The following is a 25,341-nucleotide window of genomic DNA, read 5'->3' on the forward strand; positions in this document are numbered from 1 at the left end:
ATTGATTTCAGAATCATAACTGCTCTATAGCCACTTCCACTCCGAGATCGGCCAAAATATAAACTCTGCACGTCCCAGTAAATCTTCAGACTTAACGCTGCCAAAATACCGGCTATCCTTGCTTGCAGCCGTATGGCGATTATCTCCCATGACAAAGAAGTGTTCTGGCTCCACCGTAAAAGGACCGTAATCACCATCCTCCACGTCCGAGTTGGTGTACGGTTCATTTAGCAGCTCACCGTTTACATATAAATGATTATGCTCAATCCGAATGACATCTCCGGGAATACCTATGACTCTTTTCACTAAAAATCTTGGGCTGGACAGTTTGGAATCGGGATCTTTTAAAATCACAATGTCCCCTCTTCCCGGATCATGAAAATTATAAACCAGCTTGTTAACGAACAAATGCTGGCTTTCCATTAGCGTCGGCTGCATCGAATGTCCTCTGACCGTAGACAAGTTAAATACAAACAGGTTCAGAAGCAGCAAGACAACCATCGCGATCAGCAGAGTGACTAACCAATCGCGTATGTAACCAGAGCGACCTGCCTGTTTGGACGTTTCCGGTGAAGGAAGCGGGTCTGACGAAGGAGCCAAAGCGTCCATAATTAACCTCCTCAACCCTGTTATAAATAGAAAAGCATATCCCGTACCCGATTGCAACGGTTACTCAGATATGCTCTAAATGTAAATATTATACTTCGTTTCTGTATATCGAATACCGATTAATGAGGTGCCAAAATACTCAGCTTCTGAAACGCCTGTAAAATCTGGCTTGCTCCGTAGCCCATAGCTTCGTACAACGGCATGGCCGCACTGTTATGCTTGTCCCCTGCTACCCAAATACGGCTAACCTTACGTTGCTGAAAACGCTGCTCCATGGACTCCACAAGCGATTTCCCGATTCCCATCCGACGATGATCCGGGTGAATAGCAATACGATAATAACAACCATGATTCTGATCAATCGTGCCAATCAGGGCACCAACGATCTCTCCCTCTTCTTCGGCAACGACGATCAAACCGGAATCCCACGAAAGCTGACGGGCAAAAGCACCCACCGTCTCTTTGTAGCACTCCTCTGACAAGGCAATTTGCATGAGTTCCGTTACTGAATTCACATCACTTAATTGAAAGGAACGAACGTGCATAAGTAATATCTCCCTTTTCGTAAGCATAATAAAAAAATTGAGACAGCACCGTCATTTTTACATAAATCCATAAAGCGCTTATCATGGTGTTAATCACAAGGCATTATGATAAAAATGCATACGATCTGCTATATATGAAATGAAGAACAGGAAAAGGGTGTGTTCCCTCAAGTTCGTCATGTCATAGACATGACAGCTTATAGCAGACGACAAAAAAGCCCAAAATTCTGCTTCCTTGACCATTAAACCATACTTTTTGACGGAATACATCCTTTTTTCTCATGTAAGCGCTGTATATAAAGCGTTTACATTTTTGAGGGGCAAATTTACCTCTTATTACCTATGTATTACGTATTCCAATCGGGTTTTTGGACATGCTAGCTACCAGGCCCTATTGCTCAGTTTGGTATTTTACAAACAAAAATGTTGAAAAAATAGGCCGAATGCGGTTTAATATAACTATCGAGGGTATTATTACATAGGAACACTTACCCAACCATATAACCAGGAGGGATTTTATTATGGCATTTCAATTACCAGAACTTCCTTATGCAAAAGACGCACTGGAACCACACTTTGATGCACTGACAATGGAAATTCACCATGATCGTCACCATAACACATATGTTACGAACTTAAATGCAGCTCTGGAGAGCGCTCCTGAACTGCAAAGCAAAAGCCTGGAGGATCTGATCTCCAATCTGGACAGCGTTCCTGAAAGCATCCGCACTGCGGTTCGCAATAACGGTGGTGGACACCACAACCACAGCCTGTTCTGGGAAGTTATCGCTCCTAACGGCGGTGGACAGCCAACAGGTGCAATTGCTGAAGCCATCAACAACGAACTGGGCGGCTATGACAAATTTAAAGAAGACTTCACTAAAGCAGCTACAACTCGTTTTGGTAGCGGCTGGGCTTGGCTGGTTGTCGGCAAAGACGGCAAATTGGCGATCACTAGCACTCCGAACCAAGATAGCCCGCTGTTCGAAGGTCTGACTCCAGTGCTTGGACTGGACGTTTGGGAGCATGCTTACTACCTGAAATATCAAAACAAACGCCCAGACTACATTGCAGCTTTCTACAATGTAATCAACTGGGATGAAGTTAACAAACGTTATGCGGCTGCAAAGAAATAAGCCAGTAACAACATTCTTATCCTAAATCATGAAGGGCTGTCTCTAAAGTAGATTTTCTACGAATGAGACAGCCCTTTTGGCATTCTGTGGTAAACTGGTGGAAATCATTCTTTATTACAGTCCCAGGAGGGTAATGGATGCAGACTTTTTTTCGTTATAACTGGATGGTTCGAGAACAATGGTACCGCTGGTGTGAAGAGGTGCCGCAGGAGGAACTGCTGAAAGAACGCATCGGCGGGGCTGGCGGCATTCTAAAAACGCTCTTTCATATCGTTGATGTAGAATGGAGCTGGGTTCAAATCATTCAAGGCAAACCTGATTTCCAGGAGGACTTCTCTCAGCATAATACGCTGGATAAAGTCCGCGAGCTGGACTCGAAGTTTCGACTCGATGTGGAGCCGTTCGTCCTCGCCTGGCATGAAGGTCTGGAACGAAAAAGGTTTGAAGATCACCGCCCGGACGGCAGAATTGTGATCGATGCCTGGGGCGAGGTGATGCGCCATGTCATTGCCCATCAGATTCATCATATCGGGCAGTTATCCGTATGGTCGCGCGAGCTCGGCAAGCCTCCGGTATCAGCCAATGTGATCGGCAAAGGGCTGATTGAGAGCGATCCCTCCATATAAGTACGATATCCGCAAATAAAAAGGAGTAGAAAGAGCCTGCAAGCTCTTTCTACTCCTTTTTATTCATAAACTTCGATTCATTCCTTAAGATATTACTTTTGACCTCTTGCTCTTGATCATACCGTAAGCCAATGTAAATAATGCTCCGCATAACAGGGCAATCAGATGAGCGACAAGATAATTGATATGACCGTGGTTATCTGATGCTGCAATTGCAAAGCCAGGAAGAGCCGTGGTTCCGAATCCTATGGCTGTCAGCTTGCTTAAATATACATATGCCCCTGCAACCATTCCTCCAAGGCAACCAGCAATTAAAGGGAATTTATACTTTAAAGTGACCCCGAAGATGGCTGGTTCTGAGATTCCAAAAAGTACAGACCCGAATGCAGAGTAACCCAGTTCTTTAACCTTGGTGTCTTTGCGATTCAAAAGAACATACCCCAAAACGGCGCCCCCTTGAGCCATCAAAGCTACCGATGCCAATGGATTGATAAAATTTCTGCCTGTATCGGTTAACAACTGTGCTTCTACCGCGCCCATAACATGGTGCAAACCCGTAATAACGATGATCTGCTGAATACCTGCAAAAAACATAAAGCCGAATATCCCTAGGTTTTGCGTCATCCAAAGCAACGAAACAGTCACCAGACTGGCCAACTCTCTCCCAAGAGGACCGATAATGGTAAACAGAAGCAGGGAAGAAACAAAGACCGTCAGCAAAGGGGCCAAAAATAGTTTAATCATGTCTGGAACCTTTTTGTTAAAAAACTGATCCAACTTGGCTACCACATATCCCATCATTAGAGCAATAATAATACCGCCCTGAAAGCCAACCAACTGTACGGGAAGCCCGAAAAGACTGATCGATTCCGGATTTTGGCTTCCTTTAGCTACCTCAAAAGCATCCGCCAAGGCCGGATGAAGCATAATCGCACCTAGCACAAGCCCGAGAATTGGACGACCACCGTATCTCTTGGTTGCAGAATACACAACAAGCAGCGGGAGGATGGTGAAAATCCCTGTGGAAACGATCTGAACAAAGCGATTGATCCCTTGGAAAATTGGATACATCTCCACAATCGATTTAGGGCCGAAAAGCCCCTTCTGACCTAGCAGACCGGTGATCCCCATTAACAATGCGGCGGCAAGAATTCCAGGCATGATCTCAATGAAGACATCTGACAGCGATTTAATCGCTTTCTGAAAAGGATTTTGCTTTTGTGCAGACTTCGATTTGACATCACTTAATGACATATCTTCCGTTCCAGTCAGTTTGGAGAACACAGCATAGATATTATTGACCAACCCTGCTCCAAAAATGATCTGCAGTTGATCCCCTGCTATGAAAACACCTTTAACCAGATCAATATCCTCAATCTTCTTTAATTCCGCTTTTTCATTGTCCTCAAGGACAATTCTTAGTCTTGTGGCACAATGGGCCACACCGATAATGTTCTCTTCACCACCGATATATTTTAAAATTTCTTGAGATATTTGCTTATAATGCTTTTCTTTTGCTTCCATCTAGTAAAACCTCCTCTAGCTGAATCAGATGTCCTCTTTAACAAATCTCCAGAACATGCCTAAAAAGTCCTGCTTCACCCTGGCAAGCGTTATGCCAACATGCATTAATTCATCACCACCGAACAGCTCACCCGTTTCTATATTTCTGTAAACGTAGTCTGGATTCAGACCTTTGAATTTTAACGTTTTAATCGCAGCAGCCGGTTGGGATAAAACCTTGAAATAGCTGGCCGCCATTTCCGTTTGATCCTCTGACACAAAGCTCCATGCGGCTTCATTTTCATCAAATGGATTAATAATTCTGTAAAACTTTCCAAACTGAATGAGCGATCTCATTTCTTTATACAGAGCTATCTGTTGTTTTACCACTTCTTTTTCTTCAACGGTTAATGCCGTCAGATCCAGCTCATATCCTAAATTCCCGGCCATGGCGACATAACCTCTGGTCTCCAATGGAGTTATTCTGCCCACTTGATGGTTAGGTACCGTGGAGACGTGTGCGCCCATCGTAATCGGAGGGTAGACAAGACTTGTTCCCCATTGAATTTTCAGTCGGCAAATGGCATCCGTATTATCACTTGTCCAGGTCTGAGGCATGTAATAGAGCATACCGGCATCAAAACGGCCTCCTCCACTAGAGCAGCTCTCGAATAAGACATGAGGAAACTTCGATGTAAGCTCTTCCATAACACTGTAGAGCCCCAGAATATAACGATGCGCCGTCTCCCTTTGTCTTTCAGGTGGTAAAGCGGCCGAACCCACATCTGTCATGTGACGATTCATGTCCCATTTCACATAAGTAATTGGAACATCCGATAAAATGTCGGAAACCGACTTAACGATGTACTCACACACTTCCTTCCTCGATAAATCCAACATAAGCTGATTTCTGCCCAACGTATACGGACGATCAGGGACATGGATACACCAATCGGGATGCTTTCTGTATAAATCGCTGTCTATGGATACCATTTCAGGTTCAAACCACAAGCCAAACTCCATACCCAGATTTCGAATGCGGTTGGCAAGATCCGGCAAGCCATCTGGAAGTTTGCGACGATCCACCACCCAATCGCCTAATGAAGTATTGTCATCATCACGCTTTCCAAACCATCCATCATCCAATACAAACAGCTCCACTCCTACACTTTGAGCTTCCTTGGCCAACTGCTCAATCTTGTCGGCATCAAAGTCAAAATAGGTGGCTTCCCAGTTATTAATCAGGATCGGCCGCTCCTTGTCACGAAATGGTCCACGACATAATCTGTTCCTGTATAAATCATGATAAATTCTCGACATACCACCCAAGCCATTTTCGGTGTATACCATGACGACTTCTGGCGTTTGGAAGGATTCCTCTGGTTCAAGCAACCATGTAAAATCAAAAGGATTAATCCCCATCGTAACTCTAGTGTTCCGATAGGAATCAACCTGAGTCTGGGCCGTAAAGTTCCCGCTGTACACCAGATTAAAGGCGTACACTTCGCCCTGTTCTTCATCTGTTCCTTCCCTTACAAGTGCCATAAAGGGTGCTTGTTGAGGGCTGCTGGCTCCGCGGCAGCTGTCTACCATTTGAATCCCAGGTAAAATTTTCCGTCTTGCTATATTTTTTTCATTATTATGCGCACCGTACAAGGTAATGAGTTCGTACTCATCATCACGAAAATCCACACTAGCACTTAATGCTCTAAGCAACTTTAGCTGCTGCTGACCTTCATTATCGAAACGGACTGAACGGGTAATGACATCCCACTTTTGATATAGGCTATAGGATAGTACAACCTTTACATCAATTAATGGGTCTTCAAGGATGATTTCCAGTGTTTCTACCTCGCCATCATCCTCCGCATACGTAGAAGGAAGCCCTTTCAATTTTGGTTTGCCTTGGTAAACCCGATGTTCTTTATACCGAAAATCTGTCACTGTAGAACCATTCTCCAATTGAAGCTGATACGCAGGAATCCTGAAGTCACTATTTCCAAATGACGGGTATTCCTGTGGGATGGTATCCAGTGAAAAGGCTCGATCCGCCCCATCGGGATTAGGTGAAAATCCTCTATCCATGAAGATGATTTTGTTGCTCCCCCGATAGGTCTGAATTCTCTTCCCCCAATACAGATGAGCTAAATAACCATCACGTATAACCTGCATGACATAACTCGTATTGCTGCCTTGTAAATGGAATAAAAGCTTCTCTTTATCAATGTATATAGCCATAGTAACCCCTTGTAGCGCCAATAGTAATATTTTCAAAAAATATAAATTATGTTGTTTCCTTGTTTCTTACACCCTAATAATAATTGAATAGTTTTAATAATTATATGGAATAATGTAGACTCTATATGAAACGGTGTGATAATATGCAGAGATGAATTAAGAGGTGAAACCAAATGAGTTCGCATTTTTCCAATCATTCCTATAACAACCTGGATCTTAATTTATACACATGTGGCAAAGAGAGCTGTACCAGTAAACACTCTTATGGTCCAGCCATTCGAAGCGGGTATATGGTGCATTTTATTTTAAAAGGAAAAGGGATCTTTAAAGTCAATGATAAAATCTATCATTTGGAGAAAAACGATGCTTTCTTTATTGAGCCGAAGGTTTTAATTTACTACGAAGCGGATGAAGTCGACCCGTGGGAATATGCCTGGATCGGTTTTAATGGGGTGCAAGCCAAAGAATATCTAAGCCGAACCTGTATCAATAGGGATAATCCCATTTTCCAGTTCGAAGCCGAGGGCAGCCTTGCCCGCTGTATGGAGAGCATCGTCGTTTCTTCTACGCTGAAATCCAACAAAGACCTGCTGCTTGCATCCAAGTTGTATGAATTTCTATATCTGATGTTTGAACTTTATCCTAATCAGGAAGTCAACAATGAGGTAAGACAGCAGCGGTATATTAAAGAAGCGCTTCTCTTTATTCAGCAAAACTATTCACATTTCATTACCGTAAGTGACATTGCCAAATACATTTCAATTGACCGTTCATATTTGCACCGTTTATTTAAACAGCAACTCAATAAGTCACCACAGGAATTTTTATTGCATTTGAGGATTGAAAAATCATGCTCCCTATTAAAAAATACTTCCCTGAAAATCGGAGATATTGCTCGGTCTGTAGGGTATAAAGATGTACTCCTATTCTCCAAGATGTTCAAAACGGTCAACAAATTAACTCCATCCGAATACCGAAAAAATCACCAAAAATAACACGCTTTGTTCGTAACTAAGTTAGGCATTTTCATTCCAGAAACAAAAAAATAGCGGCAGCATGGAGTAACCTTAAGTCCATACTGCCGCTATTTTATCAACATCAGTTCCCATTTTGCTTCGTATAATACTCGGTGATCAGATCAAGGAACACCTTGGGAAACGCCAAGGTGGACATATCCGCCTCGCTGATCCAGCGGTACCCCGCTGGCAAGGTGCTACTCGCCTGATCCGCCTGCTCAGCGAGCGCAATCAACGCACCTGGCTTCGCCGCGGTGCTGTAGCTGGCCCGCTGCTCGGCAGCCAGCGGCTGTTCGCCCGCCTTCCCGGCAGGGGAGGCGACCTCTTCACACTGGAACACACGCAGGTTCCAGTGAATGTGGCTGAACGTGTGCTCCGCCTCACGTACAAACCGCACCGGGCGCGCATGCACGCCCTCTGCCAACAAATGAGCCGCCAGATGGTCCATGGCTGGCTCATCCGGCACCGGGCCGTTGTAGCCCTCCGGCCCGGCAAGCTCATGCGGCAGCTCCCACATGCGGGCCAACAGGCCCTTGGCCGGGCGTTGCCGTACAAGCAGGCGACCTGCGTTCGCGCCGCTGCCCTCGATGAGGGCGACGGAACGCGGCTCCAGGCGCGGCGGCTTCGCTTTTGTTTTGACTGGCAGCGTCTCCTCGCGGCCTGCCAGCCTGCCCGAGCAATGCTCCATGACCGGACAGGTCAGGCAATGGGGCGACTTTGGCGTGCAGACTAGCGCTCCCAGCTCCATCAGCGCCTGATTAAAATCAGAGGCTCTCCCTTCGGGAATCAGCTCCCTGACCAGACTTTCCATATGCGACCGCGTGCTACCCTTCATAATATCCTCTTCAATGAGGAAATAACGTGACAGCACACGCATCACATTCCCGTCTACAGCAGGCTCTGGTCGATTAAAGGCAATGCTCATAATGGCCCCCGTCGTATATGGACCTACACCTTTCAGTGCCGCAACAGCCTGCGTATCATCCGGCACCTGCCCACCGTGAAGCTCAACTACCTGTTTCGCTGCCGTTTGCAAATTCCGGGCCCGTGAATAATACCCCAGCCCTTCCCATAGCTTGAGCACATCCTCCTCGGGCGCTTCCGCCAGCGCTTCAATCGTCGGAAAACGTGAAATAAAGCGATTAAAATACGGAATGACCGTATCGACACGTGTCTGTTGAAGCATAATTTCCGAAATCCAGATATAAAAAGGATTGCGATGGCGGCGCCACGGCAAGTCGCGTTTGTTACGTGTATACCAATTCAACAGTTCAAAGCTAAAATAACGCTTTTGTTCCAATGTATTTGTAGTCATCCCATCACGTCTCCTTATATTCGACAATCACAAAAGCAGAGGCAATGTTAGGCTGATGTGTAATACTCAAGTGAATGCTGTAATTCGAGTCACCCGTATTCGGCAATCTCAGTCGATCCCACGCAGACGAAGACAAATAAACTACGGGCTTCCCCCCAGGTTCAGGTAGAATATCCATATCACTGAACCCGATGATTTGTCCAATTCCACAGCCGAAGGCTTTCGTTACCGCTTCCTTGGCGGCAAAGCGCCCTGCTACGAACTCCGCTAGCCTCCCCTTGCGTTCCACTGCAAGCTCGCGTTCTGCCGGGGTTAACACCCGATTCAAAAATGCATCTGCATACTTACCTGCCAGAATATGAGCCATACGGCTTATTTCCAGCACATCATGTCCAATTCCGTAGATCATTTGGGTATTCCCCGCCCTTTTTTTACTTTACTGGATCTATTGTAACAGTGCGTCCACACCCTGGCGAGTCGCAAAGGCGTAAAAGCGCCACCAAAATATGTTAAAATGAGAGATGCAATCAGTGAATGCTTGAAATTCGCGGATATGCCAGTTTAAAAACTCCCTTAGAAAGGAAGGATAGGATGTCAGAAACGATTGTGGTTGAAGCAGGTACCGATGCAGGAACAGACGCGGTGATCCGTGCCTCCTGGTTTCCCGCTAAAAATACGGCCAAAAGCCTGCTCATCATCGCTCATGGCTACAAAGGATTTAAGGATTGGGGTATGTTCCCCTTTATAGCAGAAGCATTGAGTATGGATAACCATGTGGTAACCTTCAACTTTTCACATAATGGCATAGGTGAGGATCTGGAGAATTTTACCGAGCTGGAAAAGTTCGCACGCAACACCTATAGCCGCGAACAAGAGGATTTGGTACTATTGCTGTCCAATCTGAGAGCACGCCATGAATTCAGAGAATTGCCGTTGTTTCTGTTAGGACATAGCCGAGGTGCGGGAAGCTGCTTTGTATATGCTCTAGATCATCCCGGCGAGATTGCTGGCGTCATTTCATGGAATGGCGTAACAGATCTTGATCTGTTTACTTTACCGCAAAAAGAAGAAATGCGTGCCAAGGGACGCAGCTATGTGCAAAACGCCAGAACCGGGCAACAGCTTCCGCTGGATGCTGTCATTCTGGACGACCTGGAGCACAATCGCGAGCGTTTTGCCATTGTAGACAGACTTGCCAACAGCCAGCTCCCAGTTGTGCTTATCCAGGGAACCGAAGACTCCAAACGTCTACGGGAAGGCTCTGCCCAACTCACCTCCGTTCGTCCCGATATCGAGTGGGTACAAATTCAAGGCGGCAATCATACTTTTAACACGGTTCACCCATTCCAGGGAGGCAGTCTTCAACTGGATCAGGCGATTACCGAAACCCGCCGCTTCATTGACTGGATCACCAATTAGGCAATAGCCCCTTCAATACAAACGGCGATCCGCCGGGCGGATCGCCGTTTGTATTTAGTTCAGCATTTTACAATTCCAAAATGATTCATGCTTACACTCCTGGAATGCTTGTCCGCTTATGTGCTGTACGTGTAAAAAAGCTTTCCAGCTTTTCGCGGGCTGCGGGGTCAATTTCCTTGCCTTCCAGATAGTCGCTGTTTGCTTCGTAGGAGATCCCCAGTTCCTTTTCATCCGTCTGGCCTTCCCACAATCCTGCTGTAGGCGCTTTGTCCAAAATAGCCTGCGGAACTCCAAGATAGCTGGCTAACAAACGTACCTGACGTTTGTTGAGCGTACTGAGCGGTGTAATATCGACCGCACCATCACCCCATTTGGTATAAAAGCCTGTAATGGCTTCTGAAGCATGATCTGTACCCACGACGAGCAGGTTCAGTTCATTCGCGAGTGCGTACTGAACCACCATACGTGTTCTTGCCTTTACATTCCCTCTCACTTGCGGAGTGATGGAACGTTCCAGACCCATATCCTTTAATGCATGCTCCACTTCCACGGCAACCTCATCCACGGCTTCCTTGATGTTCGTTTCCCCAGCATATTTCAAATTGAACGCTTTAGCCACTGCGTAGCTATGATCGATATCTTCCTGTTGACCATATGGCTGGAATACACCTAGCGTTTTGTATTCTTGCCCTTGCTCCTGCGTCAACTCATCTGTAGCCTGCTTGCACAAGGCGGCAGCTACGGCACTGTCAATCCCGCCACTAATGGCGATCAACAGCCCTTTGCTTCCTGTTTTTGTTACGTACGACTTGAGGAAATCCACACGCTTACGGACCTCCGCCTCTACGTTGATCGTAGGCTGTACTCCCAATTCAGCAATAATCTGTTCCTGCAAACTCATCAGATAAGCACCTCTTTTTTAGGAATTTCCTTCACAAGCCAACACGCAAAAGCCCCGGCAAGTTTCGCAGGCGAAAAATGCGGGGGCATAGCTTGAGCAGTCTTACCGGCAAAAACGGTCAAATGCACCGGTCAAATCAGCAGCAATTTGATCTGCCGAACGATCTTCGATCTGATGACGCTCGATGAAGTGAACCAGTTCGCCGTCTTTCAGCAGCGCGATCGAAGGGGAAGATGGCGGATACGGTGCGAAAAATTCGCGAGCCTTCGCCGTTGCTTCCTTATCCTGTCCCGCAAAAACCGTATACAGATGATCCGGCGTAATATCATGCTTCAGCGCTTCAGCTATACCCGGGCGGCATTGGCCTGCGGCACAACCGCATACCGAGTTCACAACCACCAGCACTGTACCTTTAGCATCAGGCAGCTTGGCCTCCACATCTTCAGAAGTACGCAATTCCTGAATCCCAAGATTCGTCAGTTCATCGCGCATAGGCTGAACTGAATCTCTCATATATTGATCGAAAGACATAGACATATTCTTTCACTCCTTTTCATTAAATCATGTATACTACGTTTCTAATTTCATCCTGTGCCGTAGTAAAGGCATGGACATCTAAAGCCCATTATACAATCTTTTTCACGTAATTTGCAAAAAATCCGGTTACATCTTTGCACAATTATTTCTGTATCGAATTTATGACAGGAGGCTCAGAATGCTCTCGATAAGTCGGAATGGTTCTGCGCAGACGGACTTTAAACTGTGTGCCCATTCCCTCCACCGAATCTACGGCAATCGTACCGTGATGACGCTCCACTATACTTTGACATAAGGCCAGACCCAAACCTGTACCTTTTGTTTTGGTTGTATAAAAAGGCTGGAACAGCTTTTCAAGCTGTTTTGGCGGAATTCCCGGACCAGTATCCCTCACTTCCAGTTCGACAAAATCCCCTTCCTCATGAGTAGAAATGGTCAGCACGCCCTTTTCCCCCATAGCTTCCATCGCATTACGCGATAAATTAAGCAGCAATTGCTTGATCTCCTTAGGGTTCAGATGCAGCATCGTTACATGATCCTCCAGCTTTAACTCAATCGTCTGTCCCCTCAGGTTGGCATCTGCCCACAATAGAGGTGTTAGTTCACGAATGATATCATGCAGATGACACTGCTCCTTCTCGACAATCCGATTCTGGGCCAGGGAAAGAAAATCATTAATAATCCCATTCGCCCGATCCAGCTCCTCCATTACGATGCGGTAGTAATGGCCTAGAGAATCAGGGCTTTTCTCGCGCATAAGCTGTAAAAACCCGCGCACAACCGCCATCGGATTACGTATTTCATGAGTAATGCCCGCGGCCATCTGCCCGACCAGACTGAGCCTCTCAAAATTGCCCAGCTCACTGCGGAGCGTCTCCAGCTCTGTAATGTCCTGCAAGGCGATAATGACGCCTGTGGTTTGATTCATATGTTTATCCCGAAAAGGGAGGAAACTTGAAAAGAATACTTTGGGAGATACATTTATAAAATCAGCGCCTGCTTCTCCTTCCAATGCTTTCGCAACTCGTTCGTTAACTACAGGCGAAGCGCTAAAACCGTACAACGTGTTTAAGGGACGCCCTACGACCTCAGGCAGCGTAATATAGGGATCGAAGTCCCGGTAGAGCTCCAGCATCGTTTTGTTCATATGTATAACTCGTTCTTCGCTGTCCAAAGTAACAAGAGATAACGGCATCAAATCCATGACTTGACGCAGCTTATCCACTTCGATTAAATATTTGCTCGTAAACTCAGTTACATCTCGCCGCAGCGTCAGTTTCTCAAAGGAATTATGCATCAGACTTACGACCGCAAAACTTGCCAACACACCTACAGCAACATTCCAAAACGTTGTAAGCAGATCAGGAATGTATACTGAAATGTTCTGTTTGCCCCACAATAGCGGTAATAAAGCCTTAAGCAGCATATCAGCCACAACATATGTGAAAATTACGAGCTTTTTGTCCAACAATGTTCCTCTTTGAAAAAACTTTACATGCAGTACCATAAAAGGAAAAAGGATAAAAGCAGTGCCCACATACATTGGGGACATTTCTATCGACTGCGCTATAATTAGGACACCCGTCAATGCAGAAGCAGCGAGTACAAAGGAAGTGCGACGTGTACCGTACATGACGCCCACAGTAAGGGGAATAATACCGAGATTGGAAGGTAGGCCATATGGAGGCTGGTATTGAAAGAGCGAACATAGCAATATGGCTGGCAAGCAACACAAATAAAGTATTCCTTGATGAGGTCCGGGAAGCAGATGGCCTGCCCAAACCTTTTTCTTGTCTCCATAATCCGTTAATATAGAGAAAAAACCCGCCGATATAACGGCAAGGAGAACTTGGAGCACACTTTCCTTTAACGCAATTAACAAGGACTTCTCCCCCTCATCATCTTTCCTTGACGCCGTTAGTTGAATTAAAGCACAGGCTACAATATATTACAATATATGTGTTAAAATCCCGGTGTAGAACGACAAATTCTGCTAAATACCGGATATATATAAGAGGATCGTTTTTACGTTTTTTTACTTACTCCTATAAAATAGAAGATATACACAGCTACTGTGCTCAGAGTCTATCTAAAGAGACGGGATTACGATATGATGGAAAATTTGTTACGCGATTCTGAATTTTTTGAAAATTTGTCGACGAAAAGGAAGAGGCTTATGACTTACGACGTAATTGTGATCGGAGGCGGCTCAGCCGGCTTAATGGCCGCGGCGGCTGCTAGTGGCGAGGGCGCCAAGGTGCTTTTAGTGGAAAAGGGAAATAAACTCGGACGAAAGCTGGGGATCTCCGGCGGAGGTCGCTGCAATGTCACGAATGCAAAAGAGCTGGATGAACTCATTCGCCACATTCCCGGCAATGGCCGTTTTCTGCACAGTGCCCTGGCTGCTTTCGGCAATCGGGATATCATCGCCTTCTTTGAACAACTAGGTATAGCCTTAAAGGAAGAAGACAACGGGCGTATGTTCCCAGTGACGGACAAAGCCAAAACGGTCGTCGACGCTTTGATTAATAAGGTACGCTCTCAAGGAGTCGAAATTCGGACAAGCTGTCCTGTTCAAGAAGTGATTTACAAAGAAGGTCATACGGCTGGCGTGCGGCTGCGTTCCGGTGAAATGCTGCGTAGCCGTAACGTCATAGTCGCTGTCGGTGGCAAGTCCGTCCCTCATACAGGCTCGGAAGGTGACGGCTATGCATGGGCAGAGCAAGCAGGGCATACCATTACGGAACTATATCCAACAGAGGTCCCGCTAACGTCAGGCGAGACATTCATCCAGACAAAAGAGCTTCAGGGACTCTCCTTACGAAACATCAGCCTGACCGTATGGAATGCGAAGCAAAAGAAGGTTGTCGTTCATGAAGGAGATATGATTTTCACACATTTTGGTTTGTCTGGTCCAACTGCTTTGCGTTGCAGTCAGTTTGTCGTCAAGGGAATGAAAAAGGATAAGGTAAACACGGTGTTATTAACTCTCGATTTACAGCCTCATAAACATGCTGATGAAGTCTACCGTGAGACGCTGGAACTGGCATCGGTCGATGCAAAAAAGGCGATCAAAAACGTACTTAAGTCTTATTTACCGGAACGCATGATTCCGTTACTGCTTCAGCAAGCTGAACTGCGTGAAGATTTGACCTATGATCATATTCCCAAGCAGCAATGGCAAGAACTCGCCCAGCGAATCAAGGCGTTTCCCATTCGTGTGAATGGTACGCTCTCGCTGAAAGAAGCATTTGTTACCGGGGGCGGTGTGAACTTGAAGGAAATTAATCCGAAAACAATGGAATCCAAGCTGATGCCTGGATTGTTTTTTTGCGGTGAGATTCTGGATATTCACGGCTACACTGGAGGCTATAATATTACGGCTGCGTTTACGACAGGGCATACAGCAGGAACGCAAGCGGCTTTAAACCATTAAGACGCTGCGCGTAGGATTTGATCTTACGATCGCTACAACGCTATCACAGCCGCATTTTTGGAAATAAAGAAGAAAAAGACTTAAATCAGTTGTATTTCTGATTTAAGTCTTTTTTTGAGTCATCGCGTATTGAACAAACTCCATCTTGTTTTGACGTTTACCGCTATGCCTATACCTCAATAATGATAGGTAAAATCATAGGTCTTCTCTTGGTCTGGCTGTAAATAAACTGACCCACATTATCTTTTAACATCTGCTTAATCAGGCCCCACTGACTCATTTCGATTTCTGTTAACTCGTTCACTGTGGTCATAATCGTGTCGCGAATCTGATTCATCAACTCTTCGGAATCCTTAACATATACAAAGCCTCTGGATATAACCTCTGGCGCAGCGAGCATTTGCTTCTCGTTTTTGCTCAGAGTCATCACAATAATCAGCATACCGTCTGAGGAAAGTTTTTTACGGTCCCGCAGTACAATATTACCTACATCACCAGTTACCAGCCCGTCTACCAGGCTATTGCCGGATGGTACTTTGGGCCCCAGGGATGCCCTTCCCTCTGCGATTTGAATCGTCTCTCCGTTTTGGACGATAAATACATTCTCCATAGGAATCCCTACTGACTCTGCTAGCTGACGATGCTGATGCAGCATTCTGAATTCACCATGTATAGGAATCAAATACTGGGGTTTCATTAGGGTCATCATTAATTTTAATTCTTCTTGGCTGCCATGACCGGATACGTGCATCCCCGTGGCGCTGCCCGATCCATAAATTACGTTGGCGCCCAGTACGTACAGGTTATCGATGACTTGGGAAAGATTTCGTTCATTCCCGGGTATAGCTCCTGCAGCGATGATCACAGTATCACCAGGCAAAATTTCGATTTTGGGATGCAGAGAATTGGCAAGTCGGGACAGTGCAGCCATCGGTTCCCCCTGACTTCCTGTACATAATACTGCAATTTCTTCTGCAGGATACCGCTCCGTTTCTCCAGCCTCAATCAACAAGTCCTCCGGCATGTGCAAGAATCCCAGCTCCTTAGCCACGGACACCACATTGATCATACTGCGCCCCAGTAAAACAAGTTTTCTGCCTGTCTCCACAGCCGCATCAATGACCTGTTGGACACGGTTAACATTGGAAGCAAATGTAGAAATGAAAACTTGCTGTTTGGCTCTGGCAAAAGCGTCCAAAATATGCCCGCCAACCAAACGCTCCGAAGGAGTAAAGCCTGGTCTTTCGGCATTTGTACTTTCGGAAAGAAGCACTTTAACTCCTTGTTTTCCAATCTCAGCCATGCGATGAAGGTCAGGGAAAGGTCCGCTGACAGGAGACATGTCGAATTTAAAATCCCCGGTATGAACCACATTTCCTTCTGGTGTCTTGAAAAAGACGCCCAAGCAATCAGGGATGCTGTGTACAGTGGTGAAAAAGGATGCCTGAATCGAACCCGCCTGAATGGTTGAATCCGCATCTATAAGATGAAGCTCAGCATCACGTAAAAGGTTATGTTCCTTTAGCTTAATTTTAATCAATTCGATAGTGAGTTTTGTGCCATATACGGGGATATTAATCTGCTTCAGTAAATAAGGAATGCCCCCGATGTGATCCTCATGGCCATGCGTTACAATGAGCGCTCTGACTTTATCCTGATTCTCCTGTAGATAGGTGACATCTGGTACAATGAGGTCAATACCAGGCAAATTTTCATTAGGAAACTTGGAACCACAATCAATGACGACAATATCCTGATCATATTGGATAAGGTACATATTTTTACCAATCTCATTAACACCGCCTAAAGCAGCAATGAGTAATCTGTTATCAGCAAGCATCAAGTTTATTTCCTCCTTAGGAAAATGCTATCCATATTATTTATTTTCCACGTAAACTTATACACCCTATGGGGAAAGAAATGAGTAGCCTTCCTACATAAGAGAGGACTTGTTTCACCAACACAAAAAGAAACCCTTGTCTCTAACAGACAGGGGCCCTCACTTGATTGATTAGATACCCACCGCAGCCGATATAGCAGCAAAAATAGCAGCAATCAGCCATAGGATCGGGAATAGTTTGAAGATTACCTTCAGCCACTGTCCAAAGCTGATCCGGGCAATGGCCAATCCTGCCAGCAACACTCCGCCTGTTGGTGAAATGAGATTGGTTAACCCGTTACCAAATTGGTACGCTGTGACTACAGCTTCACGATTGATGCCTACAAGATCGCCAAGCGGTGCAAGTACAGGCATGGTTAGTGCAGCTTCCCCTGAAGAAGAGGGAACGAGGAAAGTAATGATATTATGCGCAAGCAGCATAATAGTCGTGAATAAATAACTTGGCAATCCTTCCAGGACGCTTGCAAGTGCATTCAATACGGTATCTATAATCATCCCCTGTTCTGCGATAATCAGAATTCCGCGGGCGAGGCCTATGATCACCGCGGCGTAGATAAATTCACCGCATCCTTTTACAAAATTCTCAGCTATTTCCTTCTGACTCATTTTGGTGACAACCCCAACAAAAATACCAAGGGCAAAGAAAAGGGCGCCGATCTCCGTCATATACCAGCCTTTGACCAAAATCCCCCAAACAATTGCTCCAAGCGTTACAATAAATCCACCTATAATTAATTTGTCCCGAAATGTGAAGACGACGTCCTCATCTGTGCTTTCCTTTATAAACTGCTCGCGGTTTATAATATCACTCTGAAACACGATGGATTTCTCTGGATTTCGCTTAACCCGGTGCGCATACCACATCGTAAAAGCAATAGAAATCGCCGTAAATACAAGCCATTCGATAAATCTCAGCCAGAGCTGAGGATTCCCCTCCACTCCTGCGATCCCCTGGGCAATCAACACCGAAAATGGATTGACCGTCGAACCAACATAGCCAATTTGCGTTCCCAGAAATAAAATAAGAATCGCGGTCATAGAGTCAAAACCCAAGGCAAACATTAACGGAATGAAAATCGCATAAAGTGGGATAATTTCTTCACTCATCCCAAAAGTAGAACCTCCGAGACTGAAGATCACCATAGCAATGGGAATAAGCAAAATCCCCTTATTCTTTAGCCGCCTGGCAAGAGCTGTCAGCGCACGATCAATGGCCCCTGTCTGCAGAATAATACCGAAGGAGCCGCCTACGATAAGAACAAAAGAGACGACATCGGCGGCATTCATAATCCCCTCAATCGGGGCGCTAAGGATTTGGGGGATACCCTGTCTTAAATCACCGTTCTCCCCCGTTTTGGGTACAGAGTGATAGGTTCCTGAAACGATTGCCGTTTTGGTCACACCGTTCACTGTCACTTCATGACGCTCAAATTGACCACTGGGTACAATCCATGTCAACGCGGCGACTGTAATAATAATCAAAAATATTAAGGTATAGCTATGGGGCAAGGATAATTTCCATTTCTTATTCGTGATGTTCATGTTTATCCCTCATTCCAAGAATGGTTATACGTAACCTTCCCTCCCATAATGGTCAATATCACTTGGGCATCCCTGATGTCACCAGCGGATGCATTAAGGAGGTCGCGATCAAAAACGGCGATGTCAGCATATTTTCCAGCCTCCAGCGTACCTGTCACCTCTTCCATATAACAATGTTTGGCTCCATTAATCGTCCATGCCTTTAAAACTTCGGATGGCGGCATTCCTTGGTCAGGATACCAGCCTCCAGCAGGCGAGCCATCCGGGAATAATCGGTGAGAGGCTGCATACAGCGAATCGGGGACACTGGTGATAAATAAAGGCAAATCAGTACCTATGGTGATCGGCACGTTAGCTTCCAGCATGGACTTATAATTATAAAAGCGGCTTTCATTCTGTTTGCCTGCCACTGCAGACATATAAGCCTCTTCGTAAGAGGGATTGAGCAGCAGAATCTGGGCATAGACCTCGGCAAAAATTTCGTTCTCTCCCATTCTGGTCAGATCATCTGGATGAGGATACTCCAGATCACTGATCGAATGTCTGATAAGGTGATTGCCCTGCTGTAAGCGGCATTTTTCAATCATGGATACGGCTTGGCGAATTGCTGCATCGCCTTCTGCCGTTAGGCAGCATTTGATCCCCTGGCTGTCTGCTTCCAGAACAGAGGCTTCAATCTTCTCATAATCAACTGTCCTCAAATTCGTGACCCCAGGCATATCTGCGTAAGGCTCCAACATGTCCCCTGTATGATCTGCTACAACGCCGTCAAGCATCAGCTTGTAACCTTGGAAACGAATAAGGTCTCCATTGTAAAGTGCTTTATATTTGATACCAATGTTTATATCAAACGGTTCAACAACTGGTTCCAGTGAGAAATGAAATCTCAGTGGCAATTCACCTGTTTCTTTCAATTCTTCTAGAATGGGAAGCAGCTCGCTATGCCGGTCAAAGCCAATATCTTTTATAGAAGTAACTCCTCGTGCAGCCAGCATACGGCAAAATTCCATAAACTCTTGTTGGACAAGGCTACGGTCCTGCATCATTACTTGGAGCAGTAAAGCTCGTGCTTCGGCACTGCATTGATCCGGGGAAAACTGATATCTCTCCTCAGCCAATCGATTCATCCAGCAGTAGCTTTTATTTTGGTTAATGGCGATGACCGACCGATCGGGAAACAATCCATCCAACAAGCTTGAATCAGGCAGCTTCCCCCATCTGTCCTCGCTCCAACCGAAAGCGGTTACATCTTTTCCTGGCGGAAGGTTGTTTGCCTCTTGTAGCAAGAGTTCCATTGCTTCTTCACTGGAGGCCGTATGCGCCAGATCGACGCCCCGATGCATCGACATGTATCCGGTAAAAAATACATGGTTGTCATGAATTCCCGGCATGATAAAGGCATCGCCCAGATCATAGACAACCGTTTCGGCTCCTATCCAGGCTTGTGCCTCTTCCGGACGCCCCACCGCTGCAATACGTTCTCCTCGGACTGCAACAAACCCGGGCGAAGCTTCATCTTCCAATCCATTAAAAATAGCATGGGAGAGTAAAACTTTGTCTGCTAATGTATCGTTCTTCCCTTGCACAGTTTCACCACCTCACGATTGATTCATCTAACAACATAACGTAATATAACGTTATGTTAATGCTTCTGCTTCTCCCTATTGGATGGAAGCAGAAGCCACACTTACCTGAACCCCCTTGCATTACAGGCAACGGATTATATGGAGAATTGATAACGGTCTCCGATGATGTACTGCTTTCCTACATGAACCGGGCTTCCGTGCTGGTCATAGATCATTGTATGCATGTAAAACAACGCCTGTCCGATCGCCGTCTCCAGCAGCTTGGCCTGATTTTCATCCGCCAAAGCAATTTGTAATATCGTCTCTCCCGGCTGGTTAGGATCAATGCTGTATTTTTGCCTCAGCAGCTCGTATACAGACCCTTCCAACTGCTCGTTCATTAGAAATGCAAAACGGTCATAAGGATAAAAATTGTTTTCCAGCATCAGGGGGCGATCATCCGCATATCTTTTACGCTGGATAAATAGCACCTTTTCTCCTGGCGATAACTGCAACTGATGTGCAATTTCCTCATCTGCATCTACGATTTCACGTTTTGTGACCACACTATGTGAAGAAATCCCATTGGATTTGCAAGCAGCCGTAAAGCTGATGACATGTTCAATCTTCCGTCCAATCTTGGGGATATTGACAAAGGTGCCTTTCCCCTGACGTTTGGTCAAATATCCTTCATGAACTAATTCGGCAATTGCTTTTCTTACGGTAATACGACTTACATTATACATTTCGCTTAACTCTGTTTCGGTCGGTATACGGCTTCCCTGCGTAAATGTTCCATTATGAATAGCGGTTTTGACCGCTTTTTGTAATTGAATATATAATGGCTCCGCTTGGTCTGAATTTAACATCATGTACCCTCACTTGTCATATAACGTTATATCACTCTCACTTAGAGTATCAAAGGTTACATATTCTTACAAGTGAAGATATTCGAAAAGGATCGTCAATAATGAACGCCGTATCCGAAGGAACCTTCTACCAGACAGCTCTGGGCGGCAAGCCTTGAGCCTTCTGCCATAGCATCCTGAATGTTGCCTTTTTCCAAAAAGCTTAGTAAAAAAGCAGTTATATAAGAGTCGCCTGCCCCCATAGTATCCACAGCGTCAACGGAATCAGGCATTTGAAAATAGAACTTCGTACCATCATAGGCGATGGATCGGTCACCGCCACGTGTGGCGACCAGAATTTGTCCCTCTTTTTTTCGATTGGAGCGGATATAATTCTGTGTCTCTTCATCCGTCATATGGCTGCAAGAGAAAAATGCAAAATCGGCATACGTAATATTTTGTTCTACTTGTGTATCTGTAAAATCATCTGAAAAATCAAAAGAAATAGGGATTCCTAGCGTCTCTAATTCAGGCAGCAAGTGACCTGTATGACTGTACAAGCCAGTATGAATTAGGTCGAACCCGCCAAGATAGTTCCTGTCATCTTCGCTCAATTCCAATGGATGAAGACGTGTCACTCCCCCCTCATTACTGCCGAGAAATACTCTGTCTCCATCTTCCAGGGTTACACGTGCGCAGCCGTTCTCACCGCTGTGATATCTGCACCGTGAAATATCAATGTCAAGCTCACGCAGGGTGTGTTCTACATGCCGTGCTTCGTTGTCGTCCCCGAACACACCTATAAAGGCTGCATCCACTCCCGCTTTTTTGGCAAACACACTAAAATTAAGCGCATTGCCGCCAGGGTACATCATACGCAGATGAACATATTTATCTACCACATTATCGCCAATGCCTAGAACCTTCATGATGGTTTCCTCCTGTTGGTAGGTGCGCTTAGTAAGCTACTTTGCCCATATAACGGCGAGTTTCCAATGGGTGATTGCGTACATTGGCTAGTGCCTCACGATACACACATACAATGCTGTAGAATAACACCGGGTTAAAAAACTCTACTACTTCGTCGGCAATCGTTCCGATGCCAAGCTCCTTTGCATCAATCACTTCCACTTTCTCGGCATACTGATTCAGGAAAGTCTGTGCCCGCTCATCCAGCGCCCGTGTACGTCCTTCGTTGATCATCAGAATAAATGGAGTTTCCTTATCCGTTACTTCAAACGGACCATGGAAGAATTCACCGGAATGGATAGAAGCTGCATGGAGCCATTGCATTTCCATCAGCGAGCAGATGGCAAATCCGTAAGCATGTCCATAAGACGCTCCGCTGGTCAGGATATAGAAGAGTTCCTCGTTGCGGTATCTGTCTGCGAATACTTGGGCACGTGGTTCAACTTGGACTTTGGCACGGTTAATAATCCCATTGATTGCCCCCAATCCGTTCTGGAAAGCCGGGTAATGCGCATATCCCTCAGCGATTTGAAGCAGTTCAACCGTAAGTTCTAAAATAATGGCCATCGGGTTGTTTTTAACATCGCTCTCATCACCCCACTCGTAGAGGAAGGAATAATCCGAATAGTTGAGCAGGTTCGCTTCACTGTTGTGGGTTAAGCCGATGGTATAAGCACCTTTCTCTTTGGCTGATTTAGCAGCCGCGACCGATTCTGGAGTATTTCCACCGTGGGAACAAACGATGACCACTGAGTGTGCTCCCAATCGTTTAGGCAACGCATGTACAAACTCATTTGCTGTATACATGCCTGCTACCAGTTTTCTTGCTTCACTATCCAGAAAATATTTTGAAGGATACATATCCACTAGTGAGCCCCCGCAGGCCACTAAATAAACCTCGGAAATCTTCCCATTCGCTTGTTCAAAAATCGTCTGAACCGTCTGTTGTACATTCATTTTTTACCTCTCCTTTTATATAACGTTATATAACGTATTGTTTACGAGATAAATATAAGCGCTTTCACTAAAAGTGTCAAGCCTCTCATTAAAAAAAGCTCTAACCCTTTTGTATAAGGATTAGAGCTCCTTTGGGATTGGATTCATTGGGTTAGCAAATAACGAGGCTGTGGCTACATATACGCACAAAAATATGGTCTTACACATGGGTTTGTCCGAATAAACTAAATGAGACAAATACATAACGTCCAATAAATAATCAAGGAGGAACCCCCCATTAATACATTTATCGGGTATGTTTTTCTGGGTCTGTCACTTTCAGCTCCCATTGGACCTATCAATGCCGCGCAATTAGATCGAGGGATTAAAAATGGATTTTGGCACGCCTGGTTTATTGGGCTAGGTGCAATCACAGCAGACATTATCTATATGATGCTTGTCTATTTGGGAATGATCCATCTTCTTAATTCCCCATTTGTCAAAGCTTTTTTATGGCTGTTTGGTTTTTTTGTGCTTGTGTATACAGGTCTTGAAAGCATCAAAAATGCTGGTGTGATTTCAGAATCCGAATTAAGGGGAAATAGTAATACCCTGACCAACTCCTTTGTAGCCGGCTTTCTGATGTCGTTGTTTAATCCTCTCTCCATCCTTTTCTGGCTTGGGATTTACGGATCCATACTGGCCAACGTCGCTAATACTTATCCAGTACAACAGCTATTGATTTACAGCGGAGCAATTGTACTAGGCGTATTGGCCTGGGATGTGACGATGGCAGCCGCTTCAAGTGTTTTCCGTCGATTTCTCAGACCCGGATTGCTTAAAACCATCTCTTGGATGTCAGGTCTGTCTCTTGTAGGCTTTGGCTTTTATTTTGGTGTACAGGCATTTCAATTACTTTTTTTACGCTAACGCTTGTCTTCTTAATAAAGTTAACGAGGTTCCTTGCCGTGCTTTCGACGCACCCATTGTACAATGAAGTCACATATGGCAATTAACAAGACTAACAGCAAACTGACGTAAACCCCAGGGCGGCTAAGCTTATGAAAAAAGGCCCCTACTACAGCCAAAGCGATCAGCAATAAGCCAATCCAGCGTTTGATATTGCTTGATGTGCTTGATTCCAGTAACTTACCTGAAGACAGCAAAATAAAGCACCAGTTATATAACAGCATTAAGCCCGCAGCTGTTGTAATATATTCATACACTTTTCCTGGTAGCAGCAACGATAATACGATTGCAGAGATTAATCCAACAGAGATCAAACTGAGTGCATACAGAGGATATTTGCCCTTCCACTTCTGTGAGAATAGTGTGGGCGCATCTCCTTCCTGGGCAAGGGTAATCATCATCGAAGTCTCTGCATATAGCGATGCTGTCATCGTTGAAAATCCTGCAATAATCAGGACTCCGTTAAATAAATGAGGTACAAAGGCCAGATGATCGCTACTAAGCGCAAGCACAAAAGGGCTCTCCTTCGGATTAAAAGCACTTAATGGTACCATAGATACAGCCAGCCCAATTGATAGCACATACACTACAACCAGCGTAATCAGCATGACCTTTCCTGCTTTGGGTGCTTCCTCCGGGTTTTGAAGTCGGTTAGACATAATTCCAAGCACTTCGATACCTCCGTATGCATAAAAGGCAAAAATAAAAGATGACCATAATCCTATGCCACCGGTTGGAAAAAAGTCTCTGTAGCTGAGGGGAAACTTCGGATTATATTTACTTCCTCCGATCCAGCCTGCCAAAAGCGCCACCGCTAGGACCAAAAACATCACAAGAGCCGCCATTTTAATAATGGCGAGTACATTTTCTACACGATCAAAGCCCTTATTGCCAAAAAAAACAATCACAAGCCCTAAGATCCCGAAGCATGCTGCAAAAATCCACATCGGTACCTGAGGAAACCAAAAACGTGAAAATATAGACAGCGCGGTTAGTTGACTCCCATTAATAAGCAATTCTGAGAACCAATACACCCAGCCACTGCCGAAGCCTGCCCAATTACCAAATGCTTTTTGGGCATAAGAACGGAAAGAGCCCTGTTCTGGATGATCTGCCGTCATGCGCGAAAGGGCGTCAAACACCACATACGTCCCAACTGCTGCCAAGAAGTATGCAATCAGCACAGCTGGACCACCAATGGAAATCGCTAAACTTGACCCGAGGAAGTACCCTGTACCGATAGTTCCTGCAACTCCTAACAAGCTCAGCTGCCACCATTTTAGTTTTTGATCTTTTTGTTTGCCCGCTGACGAATTGCCCATAAGAAAATC

Annotated in this window: 22 protein-coding genes; 6 read left to right on the plus strand and 16 right to left on the minus strand. The window is 45.4% G+C overall.

What is annotated here, in order from left to right:
- Positions 1 to 24 precede the first annotated feature (24 nt).
- Positions 25 to 609: a signal peptidase I gene (gene lepB, locus G7035_RS04750; RefSeq protein ID WP_016819338.1), complete on the minus strand. Its 585-nt coding sequence runs from the start codon at positions 607 to 609 to the stop codon at positions 25 to 27.
- 119 nt (positions 610 to 728) lie between these two features.
- Positions 729 to 1,154, minus strand: coding sequence for a GNAT family N-acetyltransferase (locus G7035_RS04755; RefSeq protein WP_013369410.1), 426 nt, complete (start codon positions 1,152 to 1,154; stop codon positions 729 to 731).
- A gap of 521 nt (positions 1,155 to 1,675) precedes the next feature.
- On the opposite strand from G7035_RS04755, the gene G7035_RS04760 reads away from it, so the two are divergent.
- Together G7035_RS04760 and G7035_RS04765 are read left to right on the plus strand one after the other, a co-directional pair.
- Complete coding sequence (locus tag G7035_RS04760; protein WP_016819339.1) at positions 1,676 to 2,290, plus strand: superoxide dismutase; 615 nt, start codon at positions 1,676 to 1,678, stop codon at positions 2,288 to 2,290.
- Between the two features lie 137 nt (positions 2,291 to 2,427).
- Positions 2,428 to 2,916, plus strand: a complete 489-nt coding sequence (locus tag G7035_RS04765; protein ID WP_019686137.1) for a DinB family protein — start codon at positions 2,428 to 2,430, stop codon at positions 2,914 to 2,916.
- A gap of 84 nt (positions 2,917 to 3,000) precedes the next feature.
- On the opposite strand, the gene G7035_RS04770 is transcribed toward G7035_RS04765, so the two are convergent.
- The gene (locus G7035_RS04770; protein WP_016819341.1) at positions 3,001 to 4,440 is read right to left on the minus strand and encodes a PTS transporter subunit EIIC; all 1,440 of its coding nucleotides are present in this window, start codon (positions 4,438 to 4,440) and stop codon (positions 3,001 to 3,003) included.
- A 24-nt stretch (positions 4,441 to 4,464) separates the two neighbouring features.
- Positions 4,465 to 6,657, minus strand: a complete 2,193-nt coding sequence (locus G7035_RS04775; protein ID WP_019686136.1) for an alpha-galactosidase — start codon at positions 6,655 to 6,657, stop codon at positions 4,465 to 4,467.
- A 173-nt stretch (positions 6,658 to 6,830) separates the two neighbouring features.
- Here G7035_RS04775 and G7035_RS04780 point away from each other — a divergent pair, with 173 nt between their 5' ends.
- Positions 6,831 to 7,652 (plus strand): AraC family transcriptional regulator, encoded by an 822-nt coding sequence (locus G7035_RS04780; protein WP_016819343.1) that lies wholly within the window; start codon positions 6,831 to 6,833, stop codon positions 7,650 to 7,652.
- A gap of 103 nt (positions 7,653 to 7,755) precedes the next feature.
- On the opposite strand, the gene mutY is transcribed toward G7035_RS04780, so the two are convergent.
- Both mutY and acpS read right to left on the minus strand, forming a co-directional pair.
- Positions 7,756 to 8,988, minus strand: a complete 1,233-nt coding sequence (mutY, locus tag G7035_RS04785; protein WP_019686135.1) for an A/G-specific adenine glycosylase — start codon at positions 8,986 to 8,988, stop codon at positions 7,756 to 7,758.
- A 4-nt stretch (positions 8,989 to 8,992) separates the two neighbouring features.
- Positions 8,993 to 9,397 (minus strand): holo-ACP synthase, encoded by a 405-nt coding sequence (gene acpS, locus G7035_RS04790; RefSeq protein ID WP_016819345.1) that lies wholly within the window; start codon positions 9,395 to 9,397, stop codon positions 8,993 to 8,995.
- Between the two features lie 182 nt (positions 9,398 to 9,579).
- Between acpS and G7035_RS04795 the strand changes: the two genes are divergently transcribed.
- A complete protein-coding gene (locus G7035_RS04795) occupies positions 9,580 to 10,407 on the plus strand; it encodes an alpha/beta hydrolase family protein (protein ID WP_016819346.1) in 828 nt (275 codons plus the stop codon).
- Positions 10,408 to 10,498: 91 nt separating this feature from the next.
- Here G7035_RS04795 and nadE read toward each other — a convergent pair whose 3' ends face one another.
- The 3 genes from nadE to G7035_RS04810 form a co-directional block, all read right to left on the minus strand.
- On the minus strand, positions 10,499 to 11,308 hold the full coding sequence (nadE, locus tag G7035_RS04800; RefSeq protein ID WP_016819347.1) for an ammonia-dependent NAD(+) synthetase: 810 nt from the start codon (positions 11,306 to 11,308) through the stop codon (positions 10,499 to 10,501).
- A 102-nt stretch (positions 11,309 to 11,410) separates the two neighbouring features.
- Positions 11,411 to 11,845, minus strand: coding sequence for a BrxA/BrxB family bacilliredoxin (locus tag G7035_RS04805; protein WP_016819348.1), 435 nt, complete (start codon positions 11,843 to 11,845; stop codon positions 11,411 to 11,413).
- 142 nt (positions 11,846 to 11,987) lie between these two features.
- Positions 11,988 to 13,727, minus strand: coding sequence for a two-component system sensor histidine kinase NtrB (locus G7035_RS04810; RefSeq protein WP_019686134.1), 1,740 nt, complete (start codon positions 13,725 to 13,727; stop codon positions 11,988 to 11,990).
- Positions 13,728 to 14,021: 294 nt separating this feature from the next.
- Between G7035_RS04810 and G7035_RS04815 the strand changes: the two genes are divergently transcribed.
- Entirely contained in the window at positions 14,022 to 15,281 is a 1,260-nt protein-coding gene (locus G7035_RS04815) for a BaiN/RdsA family NAD(P)/FAD-dependent oxidoreductase (protein ID WP_029514327.1), read from the plus strand.
- Positions 15,282 to 15,450: 169 nt separating this feature from the next.
- Here the strand turns inward: G7035_RS04815 and G7035_RS04820 are convergent, their stop codons facing one another.
- From G7035_RS04820 to G7035_RS04845, 6 genes are all read right to left on the minus strand, one after another.
- Positions 15,451 to 17,121, minus strand: coding sequence for a ribonuclease J (locus G7035_RS04820; protein ID WP_016819351.1), 1,671 nt, complete (start codon positions 17,119 to 17,121; stop codon positions 15,451 to 15,453).
- Between the two features lie 171 nt (positions 17,122 to 17,292).
- Positions 17,293 to 18,723, minus strand: coding sequence for a YfcC family protein (locus G7035_RS04825; RefSeq protein WP_019686132.1), 1,431 nt, complete (start codon positions 18,721 to 18,723; stop codon positions 17,293 to 17,295).
- Positions 18,724 to 18,725: 2 nt separating this feature from the next.
- Positions 18,726 to 20,309 (minus strand): amidohydrolase, encoded by a 1,584-nt coding sequence (locus G7035_RS04830; RefSeq protein ID WP_019686131.1) that lies wholly within the window; start codon positions 20,307 to 20,309, stop codon positions 18,726 to 18,728.
- A 134-nt stretch (positions 20,310 to 20,443) separates the two neighbouring features.
- Entirely contained in the window at positions 20,444 to 21,160 is a 717-nt protein-coding gene (locus G7035_RS04835) for a GntR family transcriptional regulator (RefSeq protein ID WP_230877403.1), read from the minus strand.
- Between the two features lie 92 nt (positions 21,161 to 21,252).
- Positions 21,253 to 22,065: a fructoselysine 6-kinase gene (locus G7035_RS04840; RefSeq protein ID WP_016819355.1), complete on the minus strand. Its 813-nt coding sequence runs from the start codon at positions 22,063 to 22,065 to the stop codon at positions 21,253 to 21,255.
- Between the two features lie 28 nt (positions 22,066 to 22,093).
- Positions 22,094 to 23,062, minus strand: coding sequence for an SIS domain-containing protein (locus G7035_RS04845; protein WP_019686129.1), 969 nt, complete (start codon positions 23,060 to 23,062; stop codon positions 22,094 to 22,096).
- Between the two features lie 276 nt (positions 23,063 to 23,338).
- Here G7035_RS04845 and G7035_RS04850 point away from each other — a divergent pair, with 276 nt between their 5' ends.
- Positions 23,339 to 23,971, plus strand: coding sequence for a LysE family transporter (locus G7035_RS04850; RefSeq protein ID WP_029514328.1), 633 nt, complete (start codon positions 23,339 to 23,341; stop codon positions 23,969 to 23,971).
- 20 nt (positions 23,972 to 23,991) lie between these two features.
- Here G7035_RS04850 and G7035_RS04855 read toward each other — a convergent pair whose 3' ends face one another.
- Entirely contained in the window at positions 23,992 to 25,332 is a 1,341-nt protein-coding gene (locus tag G7035_RS04855; RefSeq protein WP_016819358.1) for an amino acid permease, read from the minus strand.
- Between the last annotated feature and the right edge of the window lie 9 nt (positions 25,333 to 25,341).

It is taken from the genome of Paenibacillus polymyxa (assembly GCF_015710975.1).
Classification (GTDB): Bacteria; Bacillota; Bacilli; order Paenibacillales; family Paenibacillaceae; genus Paenibacillus; species Paenibacillus polymyxa.

What these genes read in the sequence shown, in the direction of transcription:
- G7035_RS04765 (WP_019686137.1), top strand. Translation starts at nt 2,428, where the DNA reads ATGCAGACTTTTTTTCGTTATAACTGGATGGTTCGAGAACAATGGTAC.
- mutY (WP_019686135.1), bottom strand. Translation starts at nt 8,988, where the DNA reads ATGACTACAAATACATTGGAACAAAAGCGTTATTTTAGCTTTGAACTG.
- G7035_RS04775 (WP_019686136.1), bottom strand. Translation starts at nt 6,657, where the DNA reads ATGGCTATATACATTGATAAAGAGAAGCTTTTATTCCATTTACAAGGC.
- G7035_RS04780 (WP_016819343.1), top strand. Translation starts at nt 6,831, where the DNA reads ATGAGTTCGCATTTTTCCAATCATTCCTATAACAACCTGGATCTTAAT.
- G7035_RS04805 (WP_016819348.1), bottom strand. Translation starts at nt 11,845, where the DNA reads ATGTCTATGTCTTTCGATCAATATATGAGAGATTCAGTTCAGCCTATG.
- nadE (WP_016819347.1), bottom strand. Translation starts at nt 11,308, where the DNA reads ATGAGTTTGCAGGAACAGATTATTGCTGAATTGGGAGTACAGCCTACG.
- G7035_RS04855 (WP_016819358.1), bottom strand. Translation starts at nt 25,332, where the DNA reads ATGGGCAATTCGTCAGCGGGCAAACAAAAAGATCAAAAACTAAAATGG.
- G7035_RS04840 (WP_016819355.1), bottom strand. Translation starts at nt 22,065, where the DNA reads ATGAAGGTTCTAGGCATTGGCGATAATGTGGTAGATAAATATGTTCAT.
- G7035_RS04815 (WP_029514327.1), top strand. Translation starts at nt 14,022, where the DNA reads ATGACTTACGACGTAATTGTGATCGGAGGCGGCTCAGCCGGCTTAATG.
- G7035_RS04845 (WP_019686129.1), bottom strand. Translation starts at nt 23,062, where the DNA reads ATGAATGTACAACAGACGGTTCAGACGATTTTTGAACAAGCGAATGGG.
- G7035_RS04835 (WP_230877403.1), bottom strand. Translation starts at nt 21,160, where the DNA reads ATGATGTTAAATTCAGACCAAGCGGAGCCATTATATATTCAATTACAA.
- G7035_RS04770 (WP_016819341.1), bottom strand. Translation starts at nt 4,440, where the DNA reads ATGGAAGCAAAAGAAAAGCATTATAAGCAAATATCTCAAGAAATTTTA.
- G7035_RS04820 (WP_016819351.1), bottom strand. Translation starts at nt 17,121, where the DNA reads ATGCTTGCTGATAACAGATTACTCATTGCTGCTTTAGGCGGTGTTAAT.
- G7035_RS04795 (WP_016819346.1), top strand. Translation starts at nt 9,580, where the DNA reads ATGTCAGAAACGATTGTGGTTGAAGCAGGTACCGATGCAGGAACAGAC.
- G7035_RS04755 (WP_013369410.1), bottom strand. Translation starts at nt 1,154, where the DNA reads ATGCACGTTCGTTCCTTTCAATTAAGTGATGTGAATTCAGTAACGGAA.
- G7035_RS04825 (WP_019686132.1), bottom strand. Translation starts at nt 18,723, where the DNA reads ATGAACATCACGAATAAGAAATGGAAATTATCCTTGCCCCATAGCTAT.
- G7035_RS04760 (WP_016819339.1), top strand. Translation starts at nt 1,676, where the DNA reads ATGGCATTTCAATTACCAGAACTTCCTTATGCAAAAGACGCACTGGAA.
- lepB (WP_016819338.1), bottom strand. Translation starts at nt 609, where the DNA reads ATGGACGCTTTGGCTCCTTCGTCAGACCCGCTTCCTTCACCGGAAACG.
- acpS (WP_016819345.1), bottom strand. Translation starts at nt 9,397, where the DNA reads ATGATCTACGGAATTGGACATGATGTGCTGGAAATAAGCCGTATGGCT.